Raw genomic sequence first — 19,963 nt, 5'->3', positions numbered from 1 at the left:
GATCTCAAAAGCCGAGTCGCCATTTTAATTCGTCGAAAGCTTGCTACGAAGTCGAAACATCTGCGAGCTAACGGACCAATCCGATGCCACAGCAACAAATTTGACGAATTTGAGGCATACTTGAGGCATCTTCCATTGTATACACAAAAGAAAACATTCATTCTGAAGAGAAAACTACGTTATTTAAATGACTTTTAACCTATCGAATCTATAGTACACGTCATTAACAACAAGTTTACAGTTAGGAAAGGTGTGCTGCAATGCAATCAAACCGGGGTTAGAGTTTTCAGTATCTTTGACTGAGATATTTATGGATTTAAGATTCTGCAAATTATCGCATCCCTGTATACCTTTGTGAGTGATTGCAGTACCCCCTAAATAAAGATACTCGAGGGAGAACAGTTGGTTTAAAAAAGGCAGGCAGCCATCGTCAATTTGGCGACAGTTTGTTAAGCGAAGTTCTTTTAAGGATTGTAATTTGGTTAAATACAGGATACTCGTATTACTTACTTCAGTTCCTTCAAGATCCAGGGTTTCTATGGTTTTAACATTGCTACTTAGCAACCTTATTTCTTTGTCGCCCACCGCAGACATCTTTAAATTAACATGTTTTAAATGCTCTGAGATTTTCATCTGAGTCTTTGCTCCCTGAAAGTCAAAAAACTTTTTCCACCATTCGGAAGCAAACTTATTAAATCCTATATCCATAGTTGAGGTTCGGCTGGCTTCGAAATAAATACGCCTGCCTAAGGGAGAAATCCATTGCAGACAGGCTCTAAAATGAAGCTATTCGATCAATTAAGCAATACCCGGTTTCAGGTATTTATAAAACCAAACTGCATTAAAATTCAATCGATCTTCGTTAATTTTTTATTTGAAAAACCGATTTATTGTAACATAATTCGTATTTTACGGTATAAAAACGCTTCCCAACACTTTTATACTATCTTATGAGCATAAGTTTAATGTTAGTTGATGATGACCATATACAGCATAAGATCATCGAGCTAATGATTAAAAGAATAGATATTCCTTTAAAGTATAAAGCATACAGCCATGCTCAGGCGGTATTGAGTTTCCTTATAAAACATCACAAAAACTACACGCTTTTACCCGACCTTATCCTTCTGGACTTAGACATGCCAGAGATATCCGGCTGGGACTTTTTAGATATTTTTGAAATTTTCAAGCAGTATTTTGCTAAAAAGGTTTCCATCATTATATTAACTTCTTCTGTTGACCCGCGCGACCGCGAGCGCATAGCCATGTATGAATCTGTCAAAGGTTTTTATTCTAAGCCTTTTACTCAGGATGCTCTGGAGGATATCCTCGAGTCAGGATACATCACATTAAAGAAAAAATAAAGCAATAAAAAAGGGGCCCGATTTGAGCCCCTTTTTATTTTTTCGTTAAATACGATTTATTTTACCGCTTCAACTATTGCTTTGAAGGCAGCGGGTTCGTTCATTGCCAAATCAGCAAGAACTTTACGATTCAATCCGATTCCGCTTTTGGTTAATTTACCCATAAATTGAGAGTAAGATAACCCATGGTGACGTGCACCTGCGTTAATACGCTGAATCCACAATGCTCTGAATTCTCTCTTTTTAGCTTTACGGTCGCGGTAAGCATATTGCAAACCCTTTTCAACCGTGTTTTTAGCAATAGTATAAACTTTGCTTCTTGATCCGTAATAGCCTCTGGCTAATTTTAAGATCTTTTTTCTTCTTCTTCTTGACGCAACTGCGTTAACCGAACGTGGCATTTTGTTTGATTTTTGACTGGCGGCGTCGCCTCATTTTGCGAACTTATCCCGATAGCTATCGGGACCGGAAGCCTGGTTAAAACTTAATTAATACTTACTTACCAATGCAAAGCATACGCTTTACGTTACCCATATCCGCATCTGAAACCAGACTTGAATGGCTTAGGTTACGCTTACGCTTAGTAGACATCTTGGTTAAGATGTGACTCATGTAGGCATTGTTTCTTTTGATTTTACCTGTTCCAGTAAGCTTAAAACGCTTTTTTGCACTGGAATTGGTTTTCATTTTTGGCATGATCCTATGTATTTACGATTTATTGAATTACGATTTACGATTTTGGCACCTTACAAATCTGCACATCTGCATATTCAATAATTTGCACATTAACCTATTTTTTTCCCGCCTTAGGCGCTACTACCAAAAACATCCTCTTACCCTCTAACTTAGGTAGTTGTTCTACTTTTCCCACGTCTTCTAAAGCCTGTGCAAACTTAAGAAGCAGAATTTCGCCCTGCTCTTTATAAACAATGGCTCTACCTTTAAAATGTACATAGGCTCTAACTTTCTCACCATTTTCAAGGAAACTGATAGCATGCTTCAGTTTAAATTGAAAATCGTGCTCGTTAGTATTGGGCCCGAAACGGATCTCCTTAATCACCGTTTGCTTGGCATTTGATTTTATCTCTTTGAGCTTTTTCTTTTGCTCATAGATAAACTTGTTGTAATCAACAACTTTACAAACCGGCGGAACTGCATTCGGAGAAATTTCTACTAAATCCAGTTCCTGCTCTTCGGCAATTGCCAAAGCATCTCTCAAGGACATTACACCCTGTTCAACATTATCTCCAACAAGGCGTATCTGCTGAGCTGTGATTAGTTCGTTAATTCTATGCTCTGCCTCTTTCTTCTTAAAGGGAGGTCTGGGGCCGCGGGGCCCTTTGTTAAAACCCGGTCTTCCTAATGCCAAATTAAAATTTTCTTTAAACGGTTATTTCTGTAATTAACTGATTTCTAAATTCTTCTGCGCCCATGCTACCAATATCTCCTTCTCCGTGCCGGCGAACTGAAACCAATCCGTCTGCCATTTCTTTTTCACCTATGATAAGCATATAGGGGATTTTCTTGACTTCAGCATCTCTAATCTTCCTGCCAATCTTCTCGTCACGCAAGTCAATCAAGCCGCGAATATCGGAATTATTCAACGATTCTAAAACTTTTTTTGCATATTCTTCATACTTTTCAGAGATAGGAAGAATGATAAATTGTTCGGGTGTTAGCCATAACGGGAAGTTTCCTGCACAATGTTCTATCAGCACTGCTACAAATCGCTCTAACGAACCGAAAGGCGCCCGGTGTATCATCACCGGCCTGTGTTTCGCGTTGTCGCTTCCTGTGTATTCTAACTCGAAACGCTCTGGAAGGTTGTAATCCACCTGGATGGTTCCTAACTGCCACTTTCTGCCCAAAGCGTCTTTTACCATAAAGTCCAGCTTGGGGCCATAAAACGCTGCTTCACCTAACTCCACAACTGTACGCAAGCCTTTTTCATCAGCAGCTTCTATAATTGCAGATTCGGCTAATTGCCAGTTTTCATCCGAACCAATGTACTTCGTTTTGTTCTCCGGGTCGCGAAGGGAAACCTGTGCCGTGTAATCCGTGAATCCCAAAGCATTGAAAACATACAATACCAGATCGATCACCTTTTTGAACTCATCTTTTACCTGATCAGGACGACAGAACAAGTGTGCATCATCCTGCGTAAATCCCCGTACCCGGGTTAAGCCGTGCAATTCGCCACTTTGCTCATAACGGTAAACCGTACCAAATTCAGCGTATCTTACTGGTAAATCTTTGTAAGAACGTGGTTTTGTCTTATAAATTTCACAATGATGAGGGCAGTTCATTGGTTTTAAGAAGAACTCCTCCCCTTCCTGAGGCGTTTTTATGGGCTGAAAAGAGTCAGCGCCATATTTCTCATAGTGCCCCGAGGTGATGTATAAATTTTTATGGCCGATATGCGGCGTGATCACCTGTTCGTAGCCGGCTTTAACCTGTGCCCGCTGCAGGAAGTTGACTAATTTCTCGCGCAAAGCGGTGCCTTTAGGCAACCACAAAGGCAGTCCCATTCCAACTTTTTCAGAAAAGGTAAACAGTTCGAGCTCACGTCCAAGCTTCCGGTGGTCGCGTTTTTTGGCCTCTTCGATCATCTTGAGATACTCGGCCAACTCACTTTGCTTTGGAAAAGTTACTCCGTAAATACGGGTTAGCTGCTTGCGACTTTCGTCGCCGCGCCAGTATGCACCGGCAACATTAGTAAGCTTCACAGCTTTGATAAAGCCCGTATTGGGGATATGAGGACCGCGACACAGATCCGTAAAATTGCCTTGTGTATAAAATGTAATTGATCCGTCTGGCAAATCTTTAATCAGATCAAGCTTATACTCGTCGCCTTTTTCGGTAAAGTATTTCTCAGCATCGGCTTTGCCGACAGGTTTTCTCACATATTCGGATTTCGCTTTAGCGAGTTCTAAAATCTTATCTTCTATTTGTTTAAAATCGTCTGAAGAAAACTCGCGCTCGCCAAAATCAACATCATAATAAAAACCGGTCTCTATTGCAGGACCTATGCCGAATTTTGTTCCCGGATATAAGGCCTCTAATGCTTCGGCCATAAGGTGGGCGGATGAATGCCAGAATGTTGATTTACCGGTGCTATCATTCCAGGTAAGAAGTTTTACACTGGCATCTGTTTCAATGGGCCGACTTGCATCCCAAATCTCGCCATTTACTTCGGCTGCTAAAACATTCCTGGCAAGGCCCTCAGAGATTGAAAGGGCTATTTGATATGAATTGGTTCCTTTTTCATATTGCCTCGACGAACCATCAGGCAGTGTTATATTAATCATTTACAAACATGATTTTTGCCTTGCGGCGGGTTAGAAATATTTTATTGAAATCACCTACGATGTGATCTGGGAGGCAAAAATAGAATTTAATAGCTGAACTTAACTATGGAATTTAAACATTCCCCCATCCCTGTGTGAGTACATCGGCAATATGCATAGTTTTTATCGGAAGGTTATTTTTGTCGATATACCCTTGTAAATGCAATAAACAAGACGAATCGGTAGAGATAATGTATTCTGCATCCACTGCAAGTGCGTTATCAACTTTCTGTTGAGCCATAGCGCTTGATATTCCATCGAACTTAACCGCAAAAGTACCTCCGAATCCGCAGCAGGTGTCGTTGTCTTTCAATTCAACCAGTTCCAGTCCGTGTACTTTATCCAATAAAGCACGTGGTTCGGCTTTGATTTTACATTCTCTTAGTCCGGCGCAGGAATCGTGATAAACCGCCCTTCCTTCAAGTTCTGCACCGAAATAATCTTTCTTTAAAACATTGACCAGGAAATCTGAAAGCTCATGAATATTACTTTGGATATTGCGGCATTTATTGTGAACCGCCGTATTGGTGAACAAATCGTTATAATAATTTTTCACCATTCCTGTGCAGGAGGCAGAGGGTGAAACGATATAATTACTTTCAGAAAAATCGCTCAGAAATTTGCTTCCTACTGCTTTGGCTTCATCCCAAAAACCAGCATTGAAGGCCGGCTGTCCGCAACAAGTCTGTTGTGGATTGTAAGTTACCTTACAGCCTGCTTTTTCCAATACTTTAACGGTATTGAAAGCAGTTTCAGGAAAAAGTTGATCGATAAAGCAGGGAATAAAAAGTTCAACAGTCATATCCGAGGCCAAAGGTAAAAGGTTAAAGCTAAAAAGCAGAAGTTTTAGCAAATTACCCTTGAAATCGCATTTAATTTATCTCCTGCGTTTGGTTGTAACCATTTCAGAAAATGTTACCCCAACCTATGAGGTTTTCGAAACCTCATAGGTTGAGGGCTTTGTTTTCAAAACCACAAAAAGAGCAATAAAGCCTGCAATAAAAAACAATGTAAGCCCCAAAGCCGAGTTCCGAATATTCGAGTGCTCTTCAATAAATGCAAACGTTGCAAGGCCGATCACGATGGCAATCTTCTCTGTCACGTCATAAAAACTAAAGAAAGATGCGGTATCAGGAGTGTTAGCCGGCAAGAGTTTAGAATATGTGGATCGGGATAAGGATTGTATTCCTCCCATGATGATACCTACCAATCCCGCCAGGGCAAAAAACTGACCCTTGGTTTCTATAAAATAAGCTGCAACACACACGCCTACCCAAATAAGCACTACCAACATCAGCACCGGGATATTGCCGATTCGTTTTGCCAGACCCGACATAAAATAAGCTCCGGCAATAGCTACTAACTGAATAATCAGTATTATTTGAATGAGCTCACTGGTCTCCATCTGCAAAACCTTTGCACCAAAAGCTGTGGCTACGAGCATAATAGTTTGTACCCCAACAGAATACAGAAAGAATGCAGATAAAAATCGCTTAAGAACCTTTAACTCTTTTAGCTGTCGCCACACCTTTGCCAACTCGCTATAGCCACTTGCAACCACATTTAAAGTTGATTTAGCAAGGGCCGGTGTACCATCAGGCAGTTTTCGAAACGGAATCTGCGCAAAGCCTATCCACCATAAACCTACCAGGAGAAAGGAAAGGCGGGCGGGAAAGGAAGCATCAGTTATACCGAAAAGCTCAGGTTTTAAAACAAAGACAAAGCAGATAATTTGCAGCAAAACGCTTCCAACATATCCGTAAGAGAAACCTTGTGCGCTCACCTTATCCTGGCGACCGACCGAAGCAATCTGAGGCAAATACGAATTACTAAACATTACCCCGCCTATATATCCTGCTGCAGCAACAGCCGAGCATATTACGCCAAGTTCCAGGGTGTCGGACTCGAAGAAATAAAGTGCCATACAGGCCAGCGACCCGATCCAGGTGAACACTTTCATGAAAAATTTCTTATTCCCTCGGGCATCTGCCACACCAGATAAAACAGGCAGTAGAATGGCCATTATAAGGTAGGAAACGGAAAGCGAATAGTTGGCTAAAGCTGTATTAACGAAGGTAAAACCAAAGAAATCCACTTTGTCTCCCTGTTCTTTAGTAGTAGTGATCGCTGTATAATAAGCCGGAAATATGGTAGAAGTAATTACCAGATTGTAAGCTGAGTTTGCCCAATCGAACATGGCCCATGCCCTGATTGTGCTTTTGTTGTCTTTCGATTGCATAAGGTTGTCGAAAATAGTGATAAGTTTTGTTTAATGACAATCACTTAATTAAATGATAATCTAAAGAGTCTTTCAGGAAACAAATGAATAAAAACTATTGTTAGTGCCATAAATCATCAGCTCATGAAAACGCTATTTGTAACTCTGATAACTGCTATGATCCTGAGCAGTTGCGGCCGGCCTTCCAAAGATCTTGCCACTGTCGAAATAGGTATGACTAAAACTGAAGTAACCAGCATTGTGGGTGAACCAGTGAAAAAAAATGTGGTGAACGAAACTGAAATTTGGGATTATCCCGATTCAAACCGGACCGTAGTGTTTAGAAAAGATACTGTCTACGCAATTATGACTTCGGCACGGGCGCGTGTTGACTCGATGGAAGCCTGGATGGATACGACTGGAACGAAGGTTAAAAAAGGTCTCGGGAAGATTGGAGATAAGCTTGAAAAAGCCGGCGATAAAATTCACGACAAAGTAGATGGAGATTCGACAGTAGGTGAATAAGTTTGGGGATGCAAATTCAGTCTGTAAACCCCTATAATGGAAAGCTGATTCAAAGCTACTCTGCTGACACCCCGGAGAGAGTCGCTGAAAAAATCCGTCAAACCTATAAATCCTGGTCAACGTGGAAGGAAGTATCTTTCTCAGAACGAGGGCGTTATCTTTACAAAACTGCTTCTATTTTAAGAACTCAGGCGCCTATTCTTGCCCGCCTTATGGCGGCCGAAATGGGTAAGCCCTTCAAAGCGGGTCTTGCCGAAATTGAAAAATGTGCTGTTTGCTGTGAGTATTACGCAGAAAATTCCGAGAGCTTTCTAAAAGACGAAATTATTGATACGGAGGCCTCTAAAAGCTACATCAGGTTTCAGCCGCTGGGTGTAATCCTGGCCGTAATGCCCTGGAATTTTCCGTTTTGGCAGTTGTTCCGATTCCTGGCACCGGCATTGATGGCCGGAAACTGCGGCGTGTTGAAACATGCTTCGAATGTTTTCGGCTGTGCCCTTGCAATAGAAAATATAATTAGAGAGTCCGGATTCCCTGAATATGTATTTCAAACACTTTTGGTGAGCAGTAATGCTGTAGAAGGAATTATTGAGAATCCACTAATTAAAGCTGTTACCTTGACAGGAAGCACTACGGCCGGGAAAAAAGTAGCAGAAAAAGCCGCATCCGTTTTAAAAAAATCAGTGCTTGAACTCGGTGGAAGCGATGCTTATATAATTCTGGCCGATGCGGATTTGGAACATGCGGCTGAAGTTTGCGTCGACAGCCGCCTGATTAATAGTGGCCAGAGCTGCATCGCTGCCAAGCGATTTATTGTGTTAAAACATGTGGAAGAGGAGTTCACTGCCCTTTTTAAAAAGAAGATGGAATCGAAAGTCCTCGGCGATCCCCTGGATGAAAAAACTGATGTAGGCCCTCAGGCGCGCTTCGATCTCCGCGACGAATTACATCAGCAGGTTATTAAAAGTATTGAACTCGGCGCAACCTGTATTCTGGGGGGAGAGATCCCGCAAGGAAACCATGCGCTTTACCCCCCTACTATATTAAGCAATGTCAAAAAAGGAATGCCGGCTTATGATGAAGAGATTTTCGGGCCGGTTGCAGCGATTATAACTGCTCAGGATGAGGATGAAGCCGTTAATATTGCTAACGATTCGATTTTTGGACTGGGAGCTGCAGTATTTAGCAGAGATATCGCGAAAGCGGAGCAGATTGCGGCAACACGATTGGAGGCAGGCTCGTGCTTTGTGAATGAATCTGTCAAATCAGATCCAAGGCTGCCTTTCGGTGGAATCAAAGAATCGGGGTATGGCCGGGAGTTAGGGGTTTACGGGATAAAAGAATTTGTGAATATTAAAACGGTTTGGGTTGGCTGAATAAAGAATTAGCTGCAAAGACGCTAAGGCATAGAGCTGAACGCATCGTCGTGCCTTCGTGGCAATTAAATTAACGAAGTTATTTTTAAAACCACAGCACTTTTTTCTTGTCTTAATAAAAAAGGAAAACATGCTTATAGATCCTGAAGAATCCTTGATAGATGATTCACCATTAAACGATAATGATGACCCGAAAATTGAAAAAGGTTCGCTTATTGACGATTCACCACTGAATAATGAGAAAGAAGAAGACGACAGTCCCCCTGCTACCATACTTCCCCCGCCTGACTAAAATACTTCAGGTAAAAGACCCGAATCTCTGCTCAATCGATTAACACTGGTCTTGCTGGCCTTAACACATCCCTTCCCCCCAAAGATCTCTTCTAGTTGCATAGCGATTAAACAGCTTCCAGATACTTTTTGAAATTATCTCTCTTGAGTTTATAAAGATTACCTTCCGGAGAGCCTCCGGCTTCTAAACAAATAAGACTACTTTCCGGAATCAGTAAAAAGTACCATTATCCCCATAATACGCACCATTAAAGTTTGTAAGAGAGCCGTACCTTTGGATTATGAAAGACTTGCATGTTTTTGATCTATCCGGTTTTTCTGAACCCAGACATCAGGAGGTTTTAGTATCCAGATTTGCGCCTTATCTCCAAGTTCATCATCAGTTAAAAACGCCCCATGGACATTCATTTTATCACATTGTATTCTTCGTTCGGGGCAACGGTAACCATACCATTGATTTTGACCGGTTCGCGGTAAAGCCTAACCAGATATATTTTATGGTTCCCGGGCAAATTCACAACTGGCAATTTGATGGCGCCGTGGATGGCTATGTGATAAATTTCTCAACTACTTTTTTCCAGTCGTTTTTGCTCCGTCCGGATTACGTTGACGAGTTTCCATTTTTTAGCGGTTCAACCAGGGACGCGGTAATCGAAGTTCCTGAGGAATTTCAGGCAAAAATCAAATCGCTGTTTGAAGAAATGCTGACCATTAATTTAAATATCTCGCCAAGACAGGCAGACAGATTGCGGTTACTGATTCTTCAACTGTTCTTTGTAGTCGCCGACATTAACAATCAGAACACAGAAAATGCCCCATCGTACAACATTACTCTTTTGCGCAACTTCCAAAAGTTAATTGAGCAAAATTTTACCAAATTAAAGTTACCCAAAGAATATGCAGAGCTTTTGTTTGTAACACCTAACCACTTAAATGCTCTGTGTTCGCAAATGTTAGGTATTTCGGCTGGAGAATTAATTCGCAAACGAATTGTTTTGGAAGCCAAACGTTTGCTGGTAAATCTCGAGTTGCCGATCGCTTCCATCTCTTGCCTGTTAAATTTCAGTGACAACTCCTATTTCAGCAAGTTTTTCAAGAAACACACCGGGAGCACACCGGAAGAATTTAGAAGACAAATATTAAAACCAGGTTTATGAAAGGTTTAGAATTAAATAGAAAGCACATTATACCATCGGAATTCTCTTCGGCGCTGGCAGGAAAATGTCCACGGTGCCGAAAAGGCAATATGTTTACTACCTCAATGTATGGCTTCAGGCTGCAGAAAATGAACGTAAATTGCCCCCATTGCAATACAAAATTTGAAAGAGAGCCTGGCTACTTTTATGTAGCCATGTTCATCAGTTATGCAATGAACGTGGCCGAAATGATCGCTGCTGCCGTATCTACCTGGCTAATTACAGGCAATATGGAAAATCCGGCACTGTATATGGCGGTGTTGCTTCCAGTCGTGATCCTTCTCGCGCCGTTCAACTATCGGTACTCGAGAATTATTCTGCTTTATTGGTTAACACCCGGTTTGCATTTTAGCGTAGAAATGAGCAAGCCCTCATATGAGCCGGTTAAAGTGTAAAACAAAGGTCGTCAAGATTAATTAAGGGCAAATATTACGACCCGGCGCTTTTCAGCGAGTTTTCCTCAATCATCAATTGAGCATACTCTTTGTCGAAAGGTTTTGAAAAAATCGCCTTAACGATATCTTCGCGACAATTCAGGTCTTTCGGGTCGATAGAAGAAGTGCAGATATAGTGAACTGGTTTTTTAGCTAACCTTGGCTCCATTATTTCATAAGCCTCCAGATATTCCCAGCCATTCATTAATGGCATTTTGATATCCACGATAACGATATCTGGTATATTGTCCGCTTGTTCCGCATTCTCAAAATAATGTCTCAGAGCAGCCTGACCGTTAGAGAACTCGATAACCTGAACGTTTTTAGATGTTAATTTTATAAGTGTCGAACAGATCTGCCTGTCCAGAGCGTCATCATCAATTACAGCGATAGTCATATTTGCCTGGTAGTTTAGGTTATTATTTAGGAACGGTTTATACGAGATGAATGCCTGAAGGTTACCGGGTTGTTTGATACATTATTTATACACACGCTACAAACTTAGAAACGACAGTCGTCATTCTAAATTACTACAAACAAAACGCCGCAAACATTAACATTTAGTTAATGTTACTACAGTGAAGACATTCTGCGTATGAAAACAATCCTATGCGTTGATGATGATCAGGACATCCTGGACACATTTAAGATTATTTTGGACGGTGAGGGTTATAACACAGTATGCTTACCTGACCCTGCAGGCCTTTTTCAAACGATTGGCCAGTGCAGGCCTGCATTGATATTTATGGACATTAACATGGATGGAGTAAACGGCCTGGAGTTGTGCCGTGCTCTGGGTTCAAATCCGAAAACCCTCGATATACCGGTTATTATAATATCTTCTGATCCAAGGATTGATTCTGCGATAGATGATTACGGAGCAACCGATATTCTGTTAAAACCATTTGCCATTGAAGATTTGCTGGATACCGTCGACTACTACTTAGGATCGCAGATCGTTTCCCGTTCGCCCGAAGAAAGCCTTTAACGTTATTTTTAGTATTCAAATCATAACTATTCCACGTGGGCTTCGCAATTTTCAGCAAAGATTCACGGCAGACAAGCTTCGGATAAGCAAGGCAATTATTTGTCCAAATCAGCACCTAAAAATGTCCATTTACCACCGCAATTCAATTAACCGGGACTGTAACTTTGCCTGATAGTTTGAGATAACTGTTGTTAAAATGCCGGAAGTCCTGTGACCCTGACAGTTCAAATTAACAACCAAAAAATAACTTTACCTTAAACTGAGTTTCCTATATTGTGGCATAAAATCTAACATCATGAAATCAAAAACATCCCTACTCGTCGCCATTGCCTTTATAACGATGAGTTTTAACAACGCTGCCTTAACAGACGCCGAGCGTAAGTTTGCTTCCGATCTTTTACAGCAAACACAGGAAAACCTTGTTAAAAAAGTAAGCGGACTTAGCGCGGAGCAACTAAACTTTAAACCTGATACAAACAGCTGGTCTGTGGCAGAATGTGTAGAGCACCTGGCCATAGCAGAAAACAACTTATTTGGTTTTTCACAGGCCGCACTTAAAGAACCTGCTGATCCTTCTAAACGAAAAGATCTGATTATGAGCGACGAAGTTCTTGTCAGTAAAATTTCAGATAGAAGCTCAAAAGTAAACACTTCGGAATCGCTTAAGCCTTCCGGCAAATTTGGGACTTATGAAGCGGCGCTTAATGAGTTCAAAGCAAAAAGGGCGAGCAATATCGGGTATATTAAAACTACTACGGATGATTTAAGAAATCACTATAACGACTTTCCTTTCGGCAAATTAGACGCCTATCAAACCATTCTTCTGATGGCGAGTCATTCTAAACGTCATGCCGATCAGATTGAAGAAATAATGAATCACCCAAATTTTCCTAAGAAAGGAAAATAGCAAACGCTGCATATTCGCAGGTTAGCACTTAGTTGGATGAAAATCCAAAAAACTCAGGCAAGAGCATGATTCTTGCCTGAGTTTTTTTTCAGACCGAAAACCGTACCTCGTTTCTCTGGTGTATTAATAATCTAATTTCAAAAATTATTACTTAATGTCGGCCAGCAACCGCATATTTGAATAAATGTATCCGGGCTCGCTTCAAGAACATTCAGGCAACTATAATTATTCTATTTCCAGGGTTGATATCGAAGCGGTAAATGAGGTGTTCATACAGCACCATAGTGCCGAACATTTCCGTCCGGATGATCGGGATTTTTTGAAACTGCATCCCGAAAGTATAGAGATCAATTCGGCGCTTTTTTCAAACTTCAGCCACGATGCTCAAAGCTCTTTAACCTGGGTAATCCGGCAAGGCAACACCTTTTTATTTTCATGTCCCTGTCATACCGTACAAAACAAACTATGCTGCCATCAGGCGCAAGCCCTTTACAATATCATCAAGCGCAGAGAATTGCGTATTTTCTTTGATAGCGAACTAAGAACCGCCCAGTTAAAGAAATTCTCAGAACCCTACGGACTTCAGCATGAAACGAATATTGAGCAATACTTCGATATAGCATACGCGGATAAAAACATCCGGATTAAACCTGTTTCGCCAAGTATTTTTCCTGTTTCAACTGATCAGGCAGTTAAGATTGATACGGTGATTACTTCCGCGCCAGGCCTACCGGTAAGTCCGCCAGGCACAGAAAAAGAACAATTTGTGGTATTTAAACTGCACAAATATTACCGGCATTTGCTTGTTGGATTGTTTGAAGCGGCGAGTACGCAAAACGGAAAACCTAAAAATCCGATAAACCAGGTAAACGCTGCTGAAAAGATTTGGTCGGCTGAAAATTCAGAAGTGTCAAAATTCTATTTTGGAATTGAGCAGTTTCAAAATAAAAATCAGGCAGAGATGTCTGCTAGCACTATTGAAGGGTTAAAGGCCATACTGAAGAATCCGCTTGGGCTTAAATTCTATCATCACCAGGTTGAGATATCAGAAAATATAGTCGCCAGTGCTATTGTACCTTTTCCATTGGGTCAGATGGTTCATAATGCCGAGCTATCAGTAAAAAAAAGCGATCCGTTTTATGAGGTCAGCGCTCTTATCGATTTGGAGCATATTAAACCGCCCCTTGATCAGGTAAACATTAAATATGACTACTTCCTTGAAATAAATGGATCCTACCACCTATCGGGAAACTTACGGATTTTGAAGGTAGTTGAGTTCTTTAAAAAACATAATAACAAGCTGCTTATTCACCATAGCAAATATGAGGAATTCAGACAAAGCTTTCTGTCGAAGCTTGAAAACGATACCGAGATAAGATATGAATATCTGCCTCCGGCTACAGCCGAACAGCTCCGCGAAAACAAGCTTGATACGCCGCCGGAGCGAATTATTTATCTTAAAGATTCTGATCCCTACGTAGAACTTGATCCGGTAATGAAATACGGCGATTCTGAGATCTCGGTTCTAAGTAAAAAACAAATTTACCCCCAGGGCATTAAAAGAACGTTTAGCGTGAGCCGCAATTACGAGGCGGAAATTGCTTTTACAGCCCAGATCATTCGCCAGCATTCATATTTCAGAGAGCAGTCAGAGGATGCCCTTCCCTATTTTTACCTTCATAAAAAACATTTTTTGAACGAAGACTGGTTTCTTAACGCTTTTGAGGATTGGAGGACGCAGGGCATCAAAATTCTGGGGTTTAATAAACTGAAAGAGAATAAACTAAATCCTAATCCAGCCAGGATAAGTGTTAGAATATTGAGTGGGATTGACTGGTTCAATGCAGAGATTGACGTGCGTTTCGGGAAGAAGAAAGCATCATTAAAAAAAATCGACAAAGCCATTCGCAATAAAAGCAAATATGTGGCCCTTGATGATGGCACCTTGGGCATTCTGCCACTGGAATGGATTCAAAAATTCGGCGACTATTTTAGCACCGGCGATCTGGAAGACGATAGTCTGAAAATCCCAAAAAGTAATTTCAGCGTTATTTCTCAGCTTTTTGAAGAGGAGATGATAGACGGACAAGTAAAAGAAGAACTGCAATTCCTGAACGAAAAACTGGCTGATTTCCGTTCGATTGAAGAAGTAACCGTACCCAACGAACTTAAAGCACAACTGCGCGAATATCAAAAACACGGACTTAACTGGCTGAATTTTTTAGACGACTTTAATTTTGGAGGTTGTCTGGCTGATGATATGGGTCTCGGTAAAACCCTGCAAGTCATCGCTTTTATTTTACTTCTCAGACACAAGCGAGAGCATAACACCAATTTGCTTGTTGTGCCAACTTCGCTCATTTTCAACTGGCAGGCCGAGATCGAGAAATTCGCCCCGGATCTAAAGGTGCATATCCTTTATGGCGCCAGCAGGTTATCGGAACACAAAACGTTTAACAATTACGAGCTAATCATCACCTCCTACGGCACCTTGCTTTCCGATGTTCGCTTCTTGAAAAATTACGGGTTCAACTATGTTTTCCTCGACGAATCTCAAAATATAAAAAATCCAGACTCTCAGCGGTATAAGGCGGCGTGTTTACTAAAGTCGCGCAACCGGATCGTAATCACCGGGACGCCCATTGAAAACAATACCTTCGATCTGTATGGGCAATTAAGTTTTGCCAGTCCTGGCCTGCTAGGCAGCAAACAATACTTTAAAGAGATCTTTCTGGATCCGATAGATCAGTTCGGCGATAGCAAACGGGCGAAAGAACTACAACGTAAGATCCAGCCATTCATTCTGCGGAGAACGAAAAGCCAGGTGCTAAAAGAACTTCCGGAAAAGACCGAGATGGTGATTTACTGCGAAATGGGCATGCAACAACGAAAAGTTTACGATGCTTTTGAAAAAGAATTCAGGGAGTTTATTTGCAGTAAAACTAATGAAGAAATTCCGCGGAGTTCTATCCATGTGTTAAAAGGCCTCACACGGTTGCGACAGATCTGCAACTCCCCTCTCCTGCTTCATGATGATGAGATTCATGAACGGGAATCGGCGAAGATTGAAGTCCTGATGGAACAAGTATTAAGCAAAACTTCAGAACATAAAATCCTTATTTTCTCGCAGTTCGTTTCTATGCTCGACCTCATCCGAAAGGAGTTGACAGAAAGAGATATCCCCTTTTCTTACCTCAGCGGAAATACAAAAGACCGTAACAAAGTGGTGAAAGAATTTCAGGAAGAACCTGACCGCCGGGTGTTTTTAATCAGTTTAAAAGCTGGTGGAACCGGATTAAATTTAACCCAGGCAGATTACGTTTACCTCGTTGACCCGTGGTGGAACCCGGCAGTAGAGAACCAGGCCATAGACCGGATCTATCGTATTGGGCAAAAGAAAAATGTGGTAGCAGTGCGCCTGATTTGTACTGACACTATAGAAGAAAAGATCATGCAAATGCAGGAAGAGAAAAAGGATTTGTTTAATGAACTGATTAATACCGACACAACGATAGCAAAGTCCTTTACAAAAGATGGCTTATTGAAATTGCTGAACACTCCGCTGGCTTAAGAAGGCTTTATCGGCTGTTTTCAATTTACGCCTCCAACTGCTCTGTAAATTCATTTAAAACATGCATCTTGAAAAAAACTTATAACATAAAATAATATTATGACTACTGATAATCCCTGCATGTATTGCGCTAAAGATCAAAGACTTACCGATCTGATGATTGAAATTTGCGAGCTTGATGCTTCCATACTTTACCTTTTCAAAGAGCAGACCTACAAAGGCAGATGTGTACTGGCCTACAAAAAAGAGCACAAGAACGAAATCTTTGAACTTTCCGAGGATGAATTAGTTCTTTTCACGAAAGACATCGCCAAAGTTGCAAAAGCAGTTAGCAAGGCTTTTAATCCGGGCAAAATAAATTACGGCGCATACGGCGACAAAATGCCTCACGTACATTTTCATATCGTTCCTAAACACGAAAATGCACCCAAATGGGGAAGTACATTTGATATGCAACCGGATGAAAAGATTTATTTATCGGAGGCAGAATATGCTGAGGTGATAAATAAGATTAAGGGAAATCTCTAGTGTTTTATTGAACGCTAAAATCGTTTCTGTATGCACGGTATCGGCGAGAACCGGGCATGGGCAGTTTACACGTATTAAACCCTAAGTCCTGCGGCCAGCTCCCCCTTGAAAAAAGGGCAGCTGGCAAAACGCGTAATCCGCGATATACTCATTTATCGCACACCAGCTAAAGCGCTATCCTCTCCTCCTTTTTTAAGAGCCTGTGCCGAACGCATTCGGGAAGGGGATTAAGGGGTGGTTATCGCTCATTTCTGATCTTAATCATTTTGTCCGTCGCTCGTACTCTAAACTCGCCAAAATAAAAGGACCGATGGCTTTCCCCTCATTTTGTGTAACGGTAACATCCTTCCCACAGAGATAATAATTCACTGTGCCTGTTCTGGATCTATCCTTCGCAGGACCAAGTCCAGCCGAAGCACACGATTGGATAATACTAAGCTGCCCGTTCTGTTCTTCGCGAATAAAGTTATTTAGCAAACCTCGGTAAGCTTTTTCCGCAACCGGAAGAAAGGTTTTTTCATTCAGTACGCCTAAACGAATACCCTTTAAATAGGCATAGGTAAACATCGACGATGCCGATGATTCAAGGTAGTTACTTTTATCACATTTATTATGAACCTCTCCTGCAATCTCGTCGCCTTTACCGTCAGCTTTCTTAGAGCTATCGTATTGCAAAAGCTGATACCAGGATCCACTATTATCCTGATAACGGGCAAGGCCGGCGGCAACCTGATTAAGATTTCCGGTTAAAATTTTATAATCCGGATGATCTTTAGGCATCAGTTCGATCACATCTACTAACGCAGCAAAATACCAACCCATTCCGCGGCCCCAAAATTCGGGCGAAGTGCCTTTGAACGGACCTCCTTTTTTAGCCCAAAACGAATTCTCATCTGCCGGGTCAGCACTCCAGGCATGGTAGTTTAGCTGCTTCTGTGAATCGTAAGTATACTGGTGGATAGTTTTAAATTGCAAAGCGATATCATCCCAGGATTGACGGTTGTCTTCAATCCCTTTTTCCTGGCCAAAATTGTACTGCCATTGTGCGTACAGGGCAGGCCCCATATACAACCCGTCAAGCCACATTTGGTTAGGGTATTGGGCTTTATGAAAAAACCCTCCGGCCCCTGGTTTTGACCGGTCGATGCGGCTGTGATTATACTTAAGCTTGTTTCGCAAAAAATCGGCGCAATTCTTATATCGCCTAGCATCGGCGGTATTACCTTTTTTCAACTCGGTGTTGTACAACGTAAAAAAGATCTTTCCTGCAGCCAGGTCGTCTATATTGCTTTTACCCACGCTTACGGTGTCTCCGCCTTGCAAACAATAATCGGCGTAAGCCTTCACCAGGCGATAATACTCTTCCTTAGCAGGATATTGCTCCCAAGCCTTCAAAACGCTGATTGCCACTAAACCCGGGACATAATCCCAATGCGCTTTGGCCAGCTCTTGTTCACTCCGGTTAGTATAAAAACTCTTCATAGCACGCGTTTCAACCATTTTTTGCGAATATGGCGACTGCTGACTTTCTAACTTCTTTAAAGGTGTTGTACAGGCCGCAAAACTGCAGGCGATGATAAAAAAATACTGTCTCATGGTCTGGGCAAAATAAGATTTTTTCGCGAGGGATATGGATTCTTGTTGAAAATAGACGTCCGTCGTTGTGGCTATGTTTTACTCATACGCCACAAAGCCTTAAGTGCAAAGGCCGGTCCCCTGGGGACTTCTTCAGAGTATCCGCTTCAGCCAGGTTTAGGGTGTCAGGTTCAGACGGCTTCGCAGAGGGTTGATAAAAAGTGGCTTACATACATCGTCGGAAATAAAACCCTTATAAATCAGAAATAAAATCTCTACATTCGTACTGTGTGAGATTAGTGGAGGATGATTAACTCATTTTCATACATACAAACCTATAATCATAACCTATTTCCAATTACATGTTTTTCTCTCATTGTTCGTCTGTACTCAGGCACAAACCCCTGTTTTTTTCTGCGTTTCTAATAAATTTTGCATTGGCAGCATTATGCCAGCCAGCAAAAATTGACAGCAGCAACATGCTTACCCTTAGATTAAATCTGCAGGATGCACGTGGCGCCTCCGTTTCTCAGGTATTTGAAAACGTTAATTTCATTCCCCTCGAAACCACGAAAGAGAGTCTTTTCGGTAACATTAGTCAGCTGAAAACCTTAAAAGGCCACTATATAATTTTCGACTACGACACACGTGCCGTGCTCATCTTTTCTAGCACGGGCAAATTCAGAGCGAAAATCGATGGCCGCATGATTAACGAAGGCGATACCGAAGAAAAAGGAAAAACCCAGTTTTATGGTTTTGAAATACGTCCTCATCAGGAGGACAGCATTATTGCTATAAATTCAAACAAACACCTGCACTGTTTTAATCTGGACGGAAAACGAGTGGCCAAAATACTGTCGAAAGATGCTTATACCCGAGATATGATACTGCCTGGCAGCGACGCAAAGGTAAGGCCTGGATATGTCCGGAAACTGGGAAACGACAGCACTCACTACGAGTTCGCAATACTGACAAAAACGGATACCTTACCTTATTTTCCTTTCGATATAGACCGGTACAAAAAGGATGAATTCTGGGATGGGGCCAAATTTTTCAGTTACGGCATTCCTGGCGAAATGTTCTTTGTGAACCTCCATGGCTTTAATCTGTACAAAGTTACTCCGTCAAAGCTGTCACTCGCTTACCGCATCATTCTGCCGGCGAGCAACACGTTACCACAAGACTTTAACACCAATCCTATATACGTTAAAAAGCGGGGCGAATTTTTCAGATCTAATCCCAATGTATTCTATCGCATTAGTTTCGCCTATCAAATACACAACAACCTGTATATGCAAATGAGTTGTTTTGCCTCACCCTCTGAGGTGAAGAAAGCTATCATTTATAATTTAAAGACTACGGAAATGACTTCCCTTCAGGATCTGCAACCCGATAGCTTATCCCATTTTCTGCCTGTAAACGATGCCGGTCACTATTATGATTTCGTTAACCGGGGTTTCCTTCTTTTAAAGGATGATTATCTCTATACCAGTTATTCTTCGCTGGCCATGTTCAGCTTTAAAGAACAGCTTGGAGATACGCAAAAAACATTCAGTCCGCTGCTCGATGAATACTTTAAAACGCAGAACAGAAAAAGCAACCCGGTGATAGTTCAGTTAAAACCGAAAAAAAATTAAGGTGAT

At 41.6% G+C, this 19,963-nt stretch carries 20 protein-coding genes; 11 read left to right on the top strand and 9 right to left on the bottom strand.

The features are described from left to right. Nucleotides 1-183: 183 nt before the first annotated feature. Nucleotides 184-708 (bottom strand): leucine-rich repeat domain-containing protein, encoded by a 525-nt coding sequence (locus J3P43_RS16675; protein ID WP_255904565.1) that lies wholly within the window; start codon nucleotides 706-708, stop codon nucleotides 184-186. 242 nt (nucleotides 709-950) lie between these two features. On the opposite strand from J3P43_RS16675, the gene J3P43_RS16670 reads away from it, so the two are divergent. Next, nucleotides 951-1,364: a response regulator gene (locus J3P43_RS16670; protein ID WP_255904563.1), complete on the top strand. Its 414-nt coding sequence runs from the start codon at nucleotides 951-953 to the stop codon at nucleotides 1,362-1,364. A gap of 56 nt (nucleotides 1,365-1,420) precedes the next feature. Here J3P43_RS16670 and rplT read toward each other — a convergent pair whose 3' ends face one another. From rplT to J3P43_RS16640, 6 genes are all read right to left on the bottom strand, one after another. After that, a complete protein-coding gene (gene rplT / locus J3P43_RS16665; protein WP_255904561.1) occupies nucleotides 1,421-1,765 on the bottom strand; it encodes a 50S ribosomal protein L20 in 345 nt (114 codons plus the stop codon). 94 nt (nucleotides 1,766-1,859) lie between these two features. Beyond that, nucleotides 1,860-2,060, bottom strand: a complete 201-nt coding sequence (gene rpmI, locus J3P43_RS16660; protein WP_255904558.1) for a 50S ribosomal protein L35 — start codon at nucleotides 2,058-2,060, stop codon at nucleotides 1,860-1,862. 94 nt (nucleotides 2,061-2,154) lie between these two features. Beyond that, a complete protein-coding gene (gene infC, locus J3P43_RS16655; protein ID WP_255904556.1) occupies nucleotides 2,155-2,733 on the bottom strand; it encodes a translation initiation factor IF-3 in 579 nt (192 codons plus the stop codon). 13 nt (nucleotides 2,734-2,746) lie between these two features. Further along, entirely contained in the window at nucleotides 2,747-4,672 is a 1,926-nt protein-coding gene (gene thrS, locus J3P43_RS16650) for a threonine--tRNA ligase (protein ID WP_255904554.1), read from the bottom strand. A gap of 112 nt (nucleotides 4,673-4,784) precedes the next feature. Then, nucleotides 4,785-5,513, bottom strand: coding sequence for a (Fe-S)-binding protein (locus J3P43_RS16645; RefSeq protein ID WP_255904552.1), 729 nt, complete (start codon nucleotides 5,511-5,513; stop codon nucleotides 4,785-4,787). Nucleotides 5,514-5,636: 123 nt separating this feature from the next. Next, the gene (locus J3P43_RS16640) at nucleotides 5,637-6,950 is read right to left on the bottom strand and encodes an MFS transporter (protein WP_255904550.1); all 1,314 of its coding nucleotides are present in this window, start codon (nucleotides 6,948-6,950) and stop codon (nucleotides 5,637-5,639) included. Nucleotides 6,951-7,073: 123 nt separating this feature from the next. On the opposite strand from J3P43_RS16640, the gene bamE reads away from it, so the two are divergent. The 5 genes from bamE (at nucleotide 7,074) to J3P43_RS16615 (ending at nucleotide 10,712) form a co-directional block, all read left to right on the top strand. Further along, nucleotides 7,074-7,454 carry an outer membrane protein assembly factor BamE domain-containing protein gene (gene bamE, locus J3P43_RS16635; protein ID WP_255904548.1) on the top strand — a complete coding sequence of 127 codons (381 nt, stop codon included), beginning with the start codon at nucleotides 7,074-7,076 and terminating at the stop codon, nucleotides 7,452-7,454. A gap of 8 nt (nucleotides 7,455-7,462) precedes the next feature. After that, nucleotides 7,463-8,830, top strand: a complete 1,368-nt coding sequence (locus J3P43_RS16630) for an NAD-dependent succinate-semialdehyde dehydrogenase (RefSeq protein ID WP_255904546.1) — start codon at nucleotides 7,463-7,465, stop codon at nucleotides 8,828-8,830. Nucleotides 8,831-8,960: 130 nt separating this feature from the next. Further along, on the top strand, nucleotides 8,961-9,122 hold the full coding sequence (locus J3P43_RS16625) for a hypothetical protein (protein ID WP_255904544.1): 162 nt from the start codon (nucleotides 8,961-8,963) through the stop codon (nucleotides 9,120-9,122). Nucleotides 9,123-9,402: 280 nt separating this feature from the next. Next, nucleotides 9,403-10,278, top strand: coding sequence for an AraC family transcriptional regulator (locus J3P43_RS16620; protein ID WP_255904542.1), 876 nt, complete (start codon nucleotides 9,403-9,405; stop codon nucleotides 10,276-10,278). Then, on the top strand, nucleotides 10,275-10,712 hold the full coding sequence (locus tag J3P43_RS16615) for a DUF983 domain-containing protein (protein WP_255904540.1): 438 nt from the start codon (nucleotides 10,275-10,277) through the stop codon (nucleotides 10,710-10,712). Before J3P43_RS16620 ends, J3P43_RS16615 begins: the two co-directional genes overlap by 4 nt. A gap of 34 nt (nucleotides 10,713-10,746) precedes the next feature. Here J3P43_RS16615 and J3P43_RS16610 read toward each other — a convergent pair whose 3' ends face one another. Further along, nucleotides 10,747-11,148 carry a response regulator gene (locus J3P43_RS16610; protein ID WP_255904538.1) on the bottom strand — a complete coding sequence of 134 codons (402 nt, stop codon included), beginning with the start codon at nucleotides 11,146-11,148 and terminating at the stop codon, nucleotides 10,747-10,749. Between the two features lie 198 nt (nucleotides 11,149-11,346). Here J3P43_RS16610 and J3P43_RS16605 point away from each other — a divergent pair, with 198 nt between their 5' ends. The 4 genes from J3P43_RS16605 (at nucleotide 11,347) to J3P43_RS16590 (ending at nucleotide 16,745) form a co-directional block, all read left to right on the top strand. Then, a complete protein-coding gene (locus J3P43_RS16605; RefSeq protein WP_255904536.1) occupies nucleotides 11,347-11,739 on the top strand; it encodes a response regulator in 393 nt (130 codons plus the stop codon). A gap of 295 nt (nucleotides 11,740-12,034) precedes the next feature. Continuing rightward, nucleotides 12,035-12,646, top strand: a complete 612-nt coding sequence (locus tag J3P43_RS16600) for a DinB family protein (RefSeq protein WP_255904534.1) — start codon at nucleotides 12,035-12,037, stop codon at nucleotides 12,644-12,646. Between the two features lie 184 nt (nucleotides 12,647-12,830). Then, entirely contained in the window at nucleotides 12,831-16,217 is a 3,387-nt protein-coding gene (locus J3P43_RS16595) for a DEAD/DEAH box helicase (protein ID WP_255904532.1), read from the top strand. A gap of 99 nt (nucleotides 16,218-16,316) precedes the next feature. Then, on the top strand, nucleotides 16,317-16,745 hold the full coding sequence (locus J3P43_RS16590; RefSeq protein WP_255904531.1) for an HIT family protein: 429 nt from the start codon (nucleotides 16,317-16,319) through the stop codon (nucleotides 16,743-16,745). 261 nt (nucleotides 16,746-17,006) lie between these two features. On the opposite strand, the gene J3P43_RS16585 is transcribed toward J3P43_RS16590, so the two are convergent. Next, a complete protein-coding gene (locus J3P43_RS16585; RefSeq protein WP_255904529.1) occupies nucleotides 17,007-18,341 on the bottom strand; it encodes a glycoside hydrolase family 88/105 protein in 1,335 nt (444 codons plus the stop codon). A gap of 458 nt (nucleotides 18,342-18,799) precedes the next feature. Between J3P43_RS16585 and J3P43_RS16580 the strand changes: the two genes are divergently transcribed. Beyond that, nucleotides 18,800-19,957, top strand: a complete 1,158-nt coding sequence (locus J3P43_RS16580; protein WP_255904527.1) for a DUF4934 domain-containing protein — start codon at nucleotides 18,800-18,802, stop codon at nucleotides 19,955-19,957. Nucleotides 19,958-19,963: the final 6 nt, after the last annotated feature.

Source organism: Paradesertivirga mongoliensis (genome assembly GCF_024436395.1).
GTDB lineage: Bacteria > Bacteroidota > Bacteroidia > Sphingobacteriales > Sphingobacteriaceae > Paradesertivirga > Paradesertivirga mongoliensis.
Note: the sequence above shows the minus strand (reverse complement) of the source record. Positions and strands in the feature narration are given on the sequence as shown.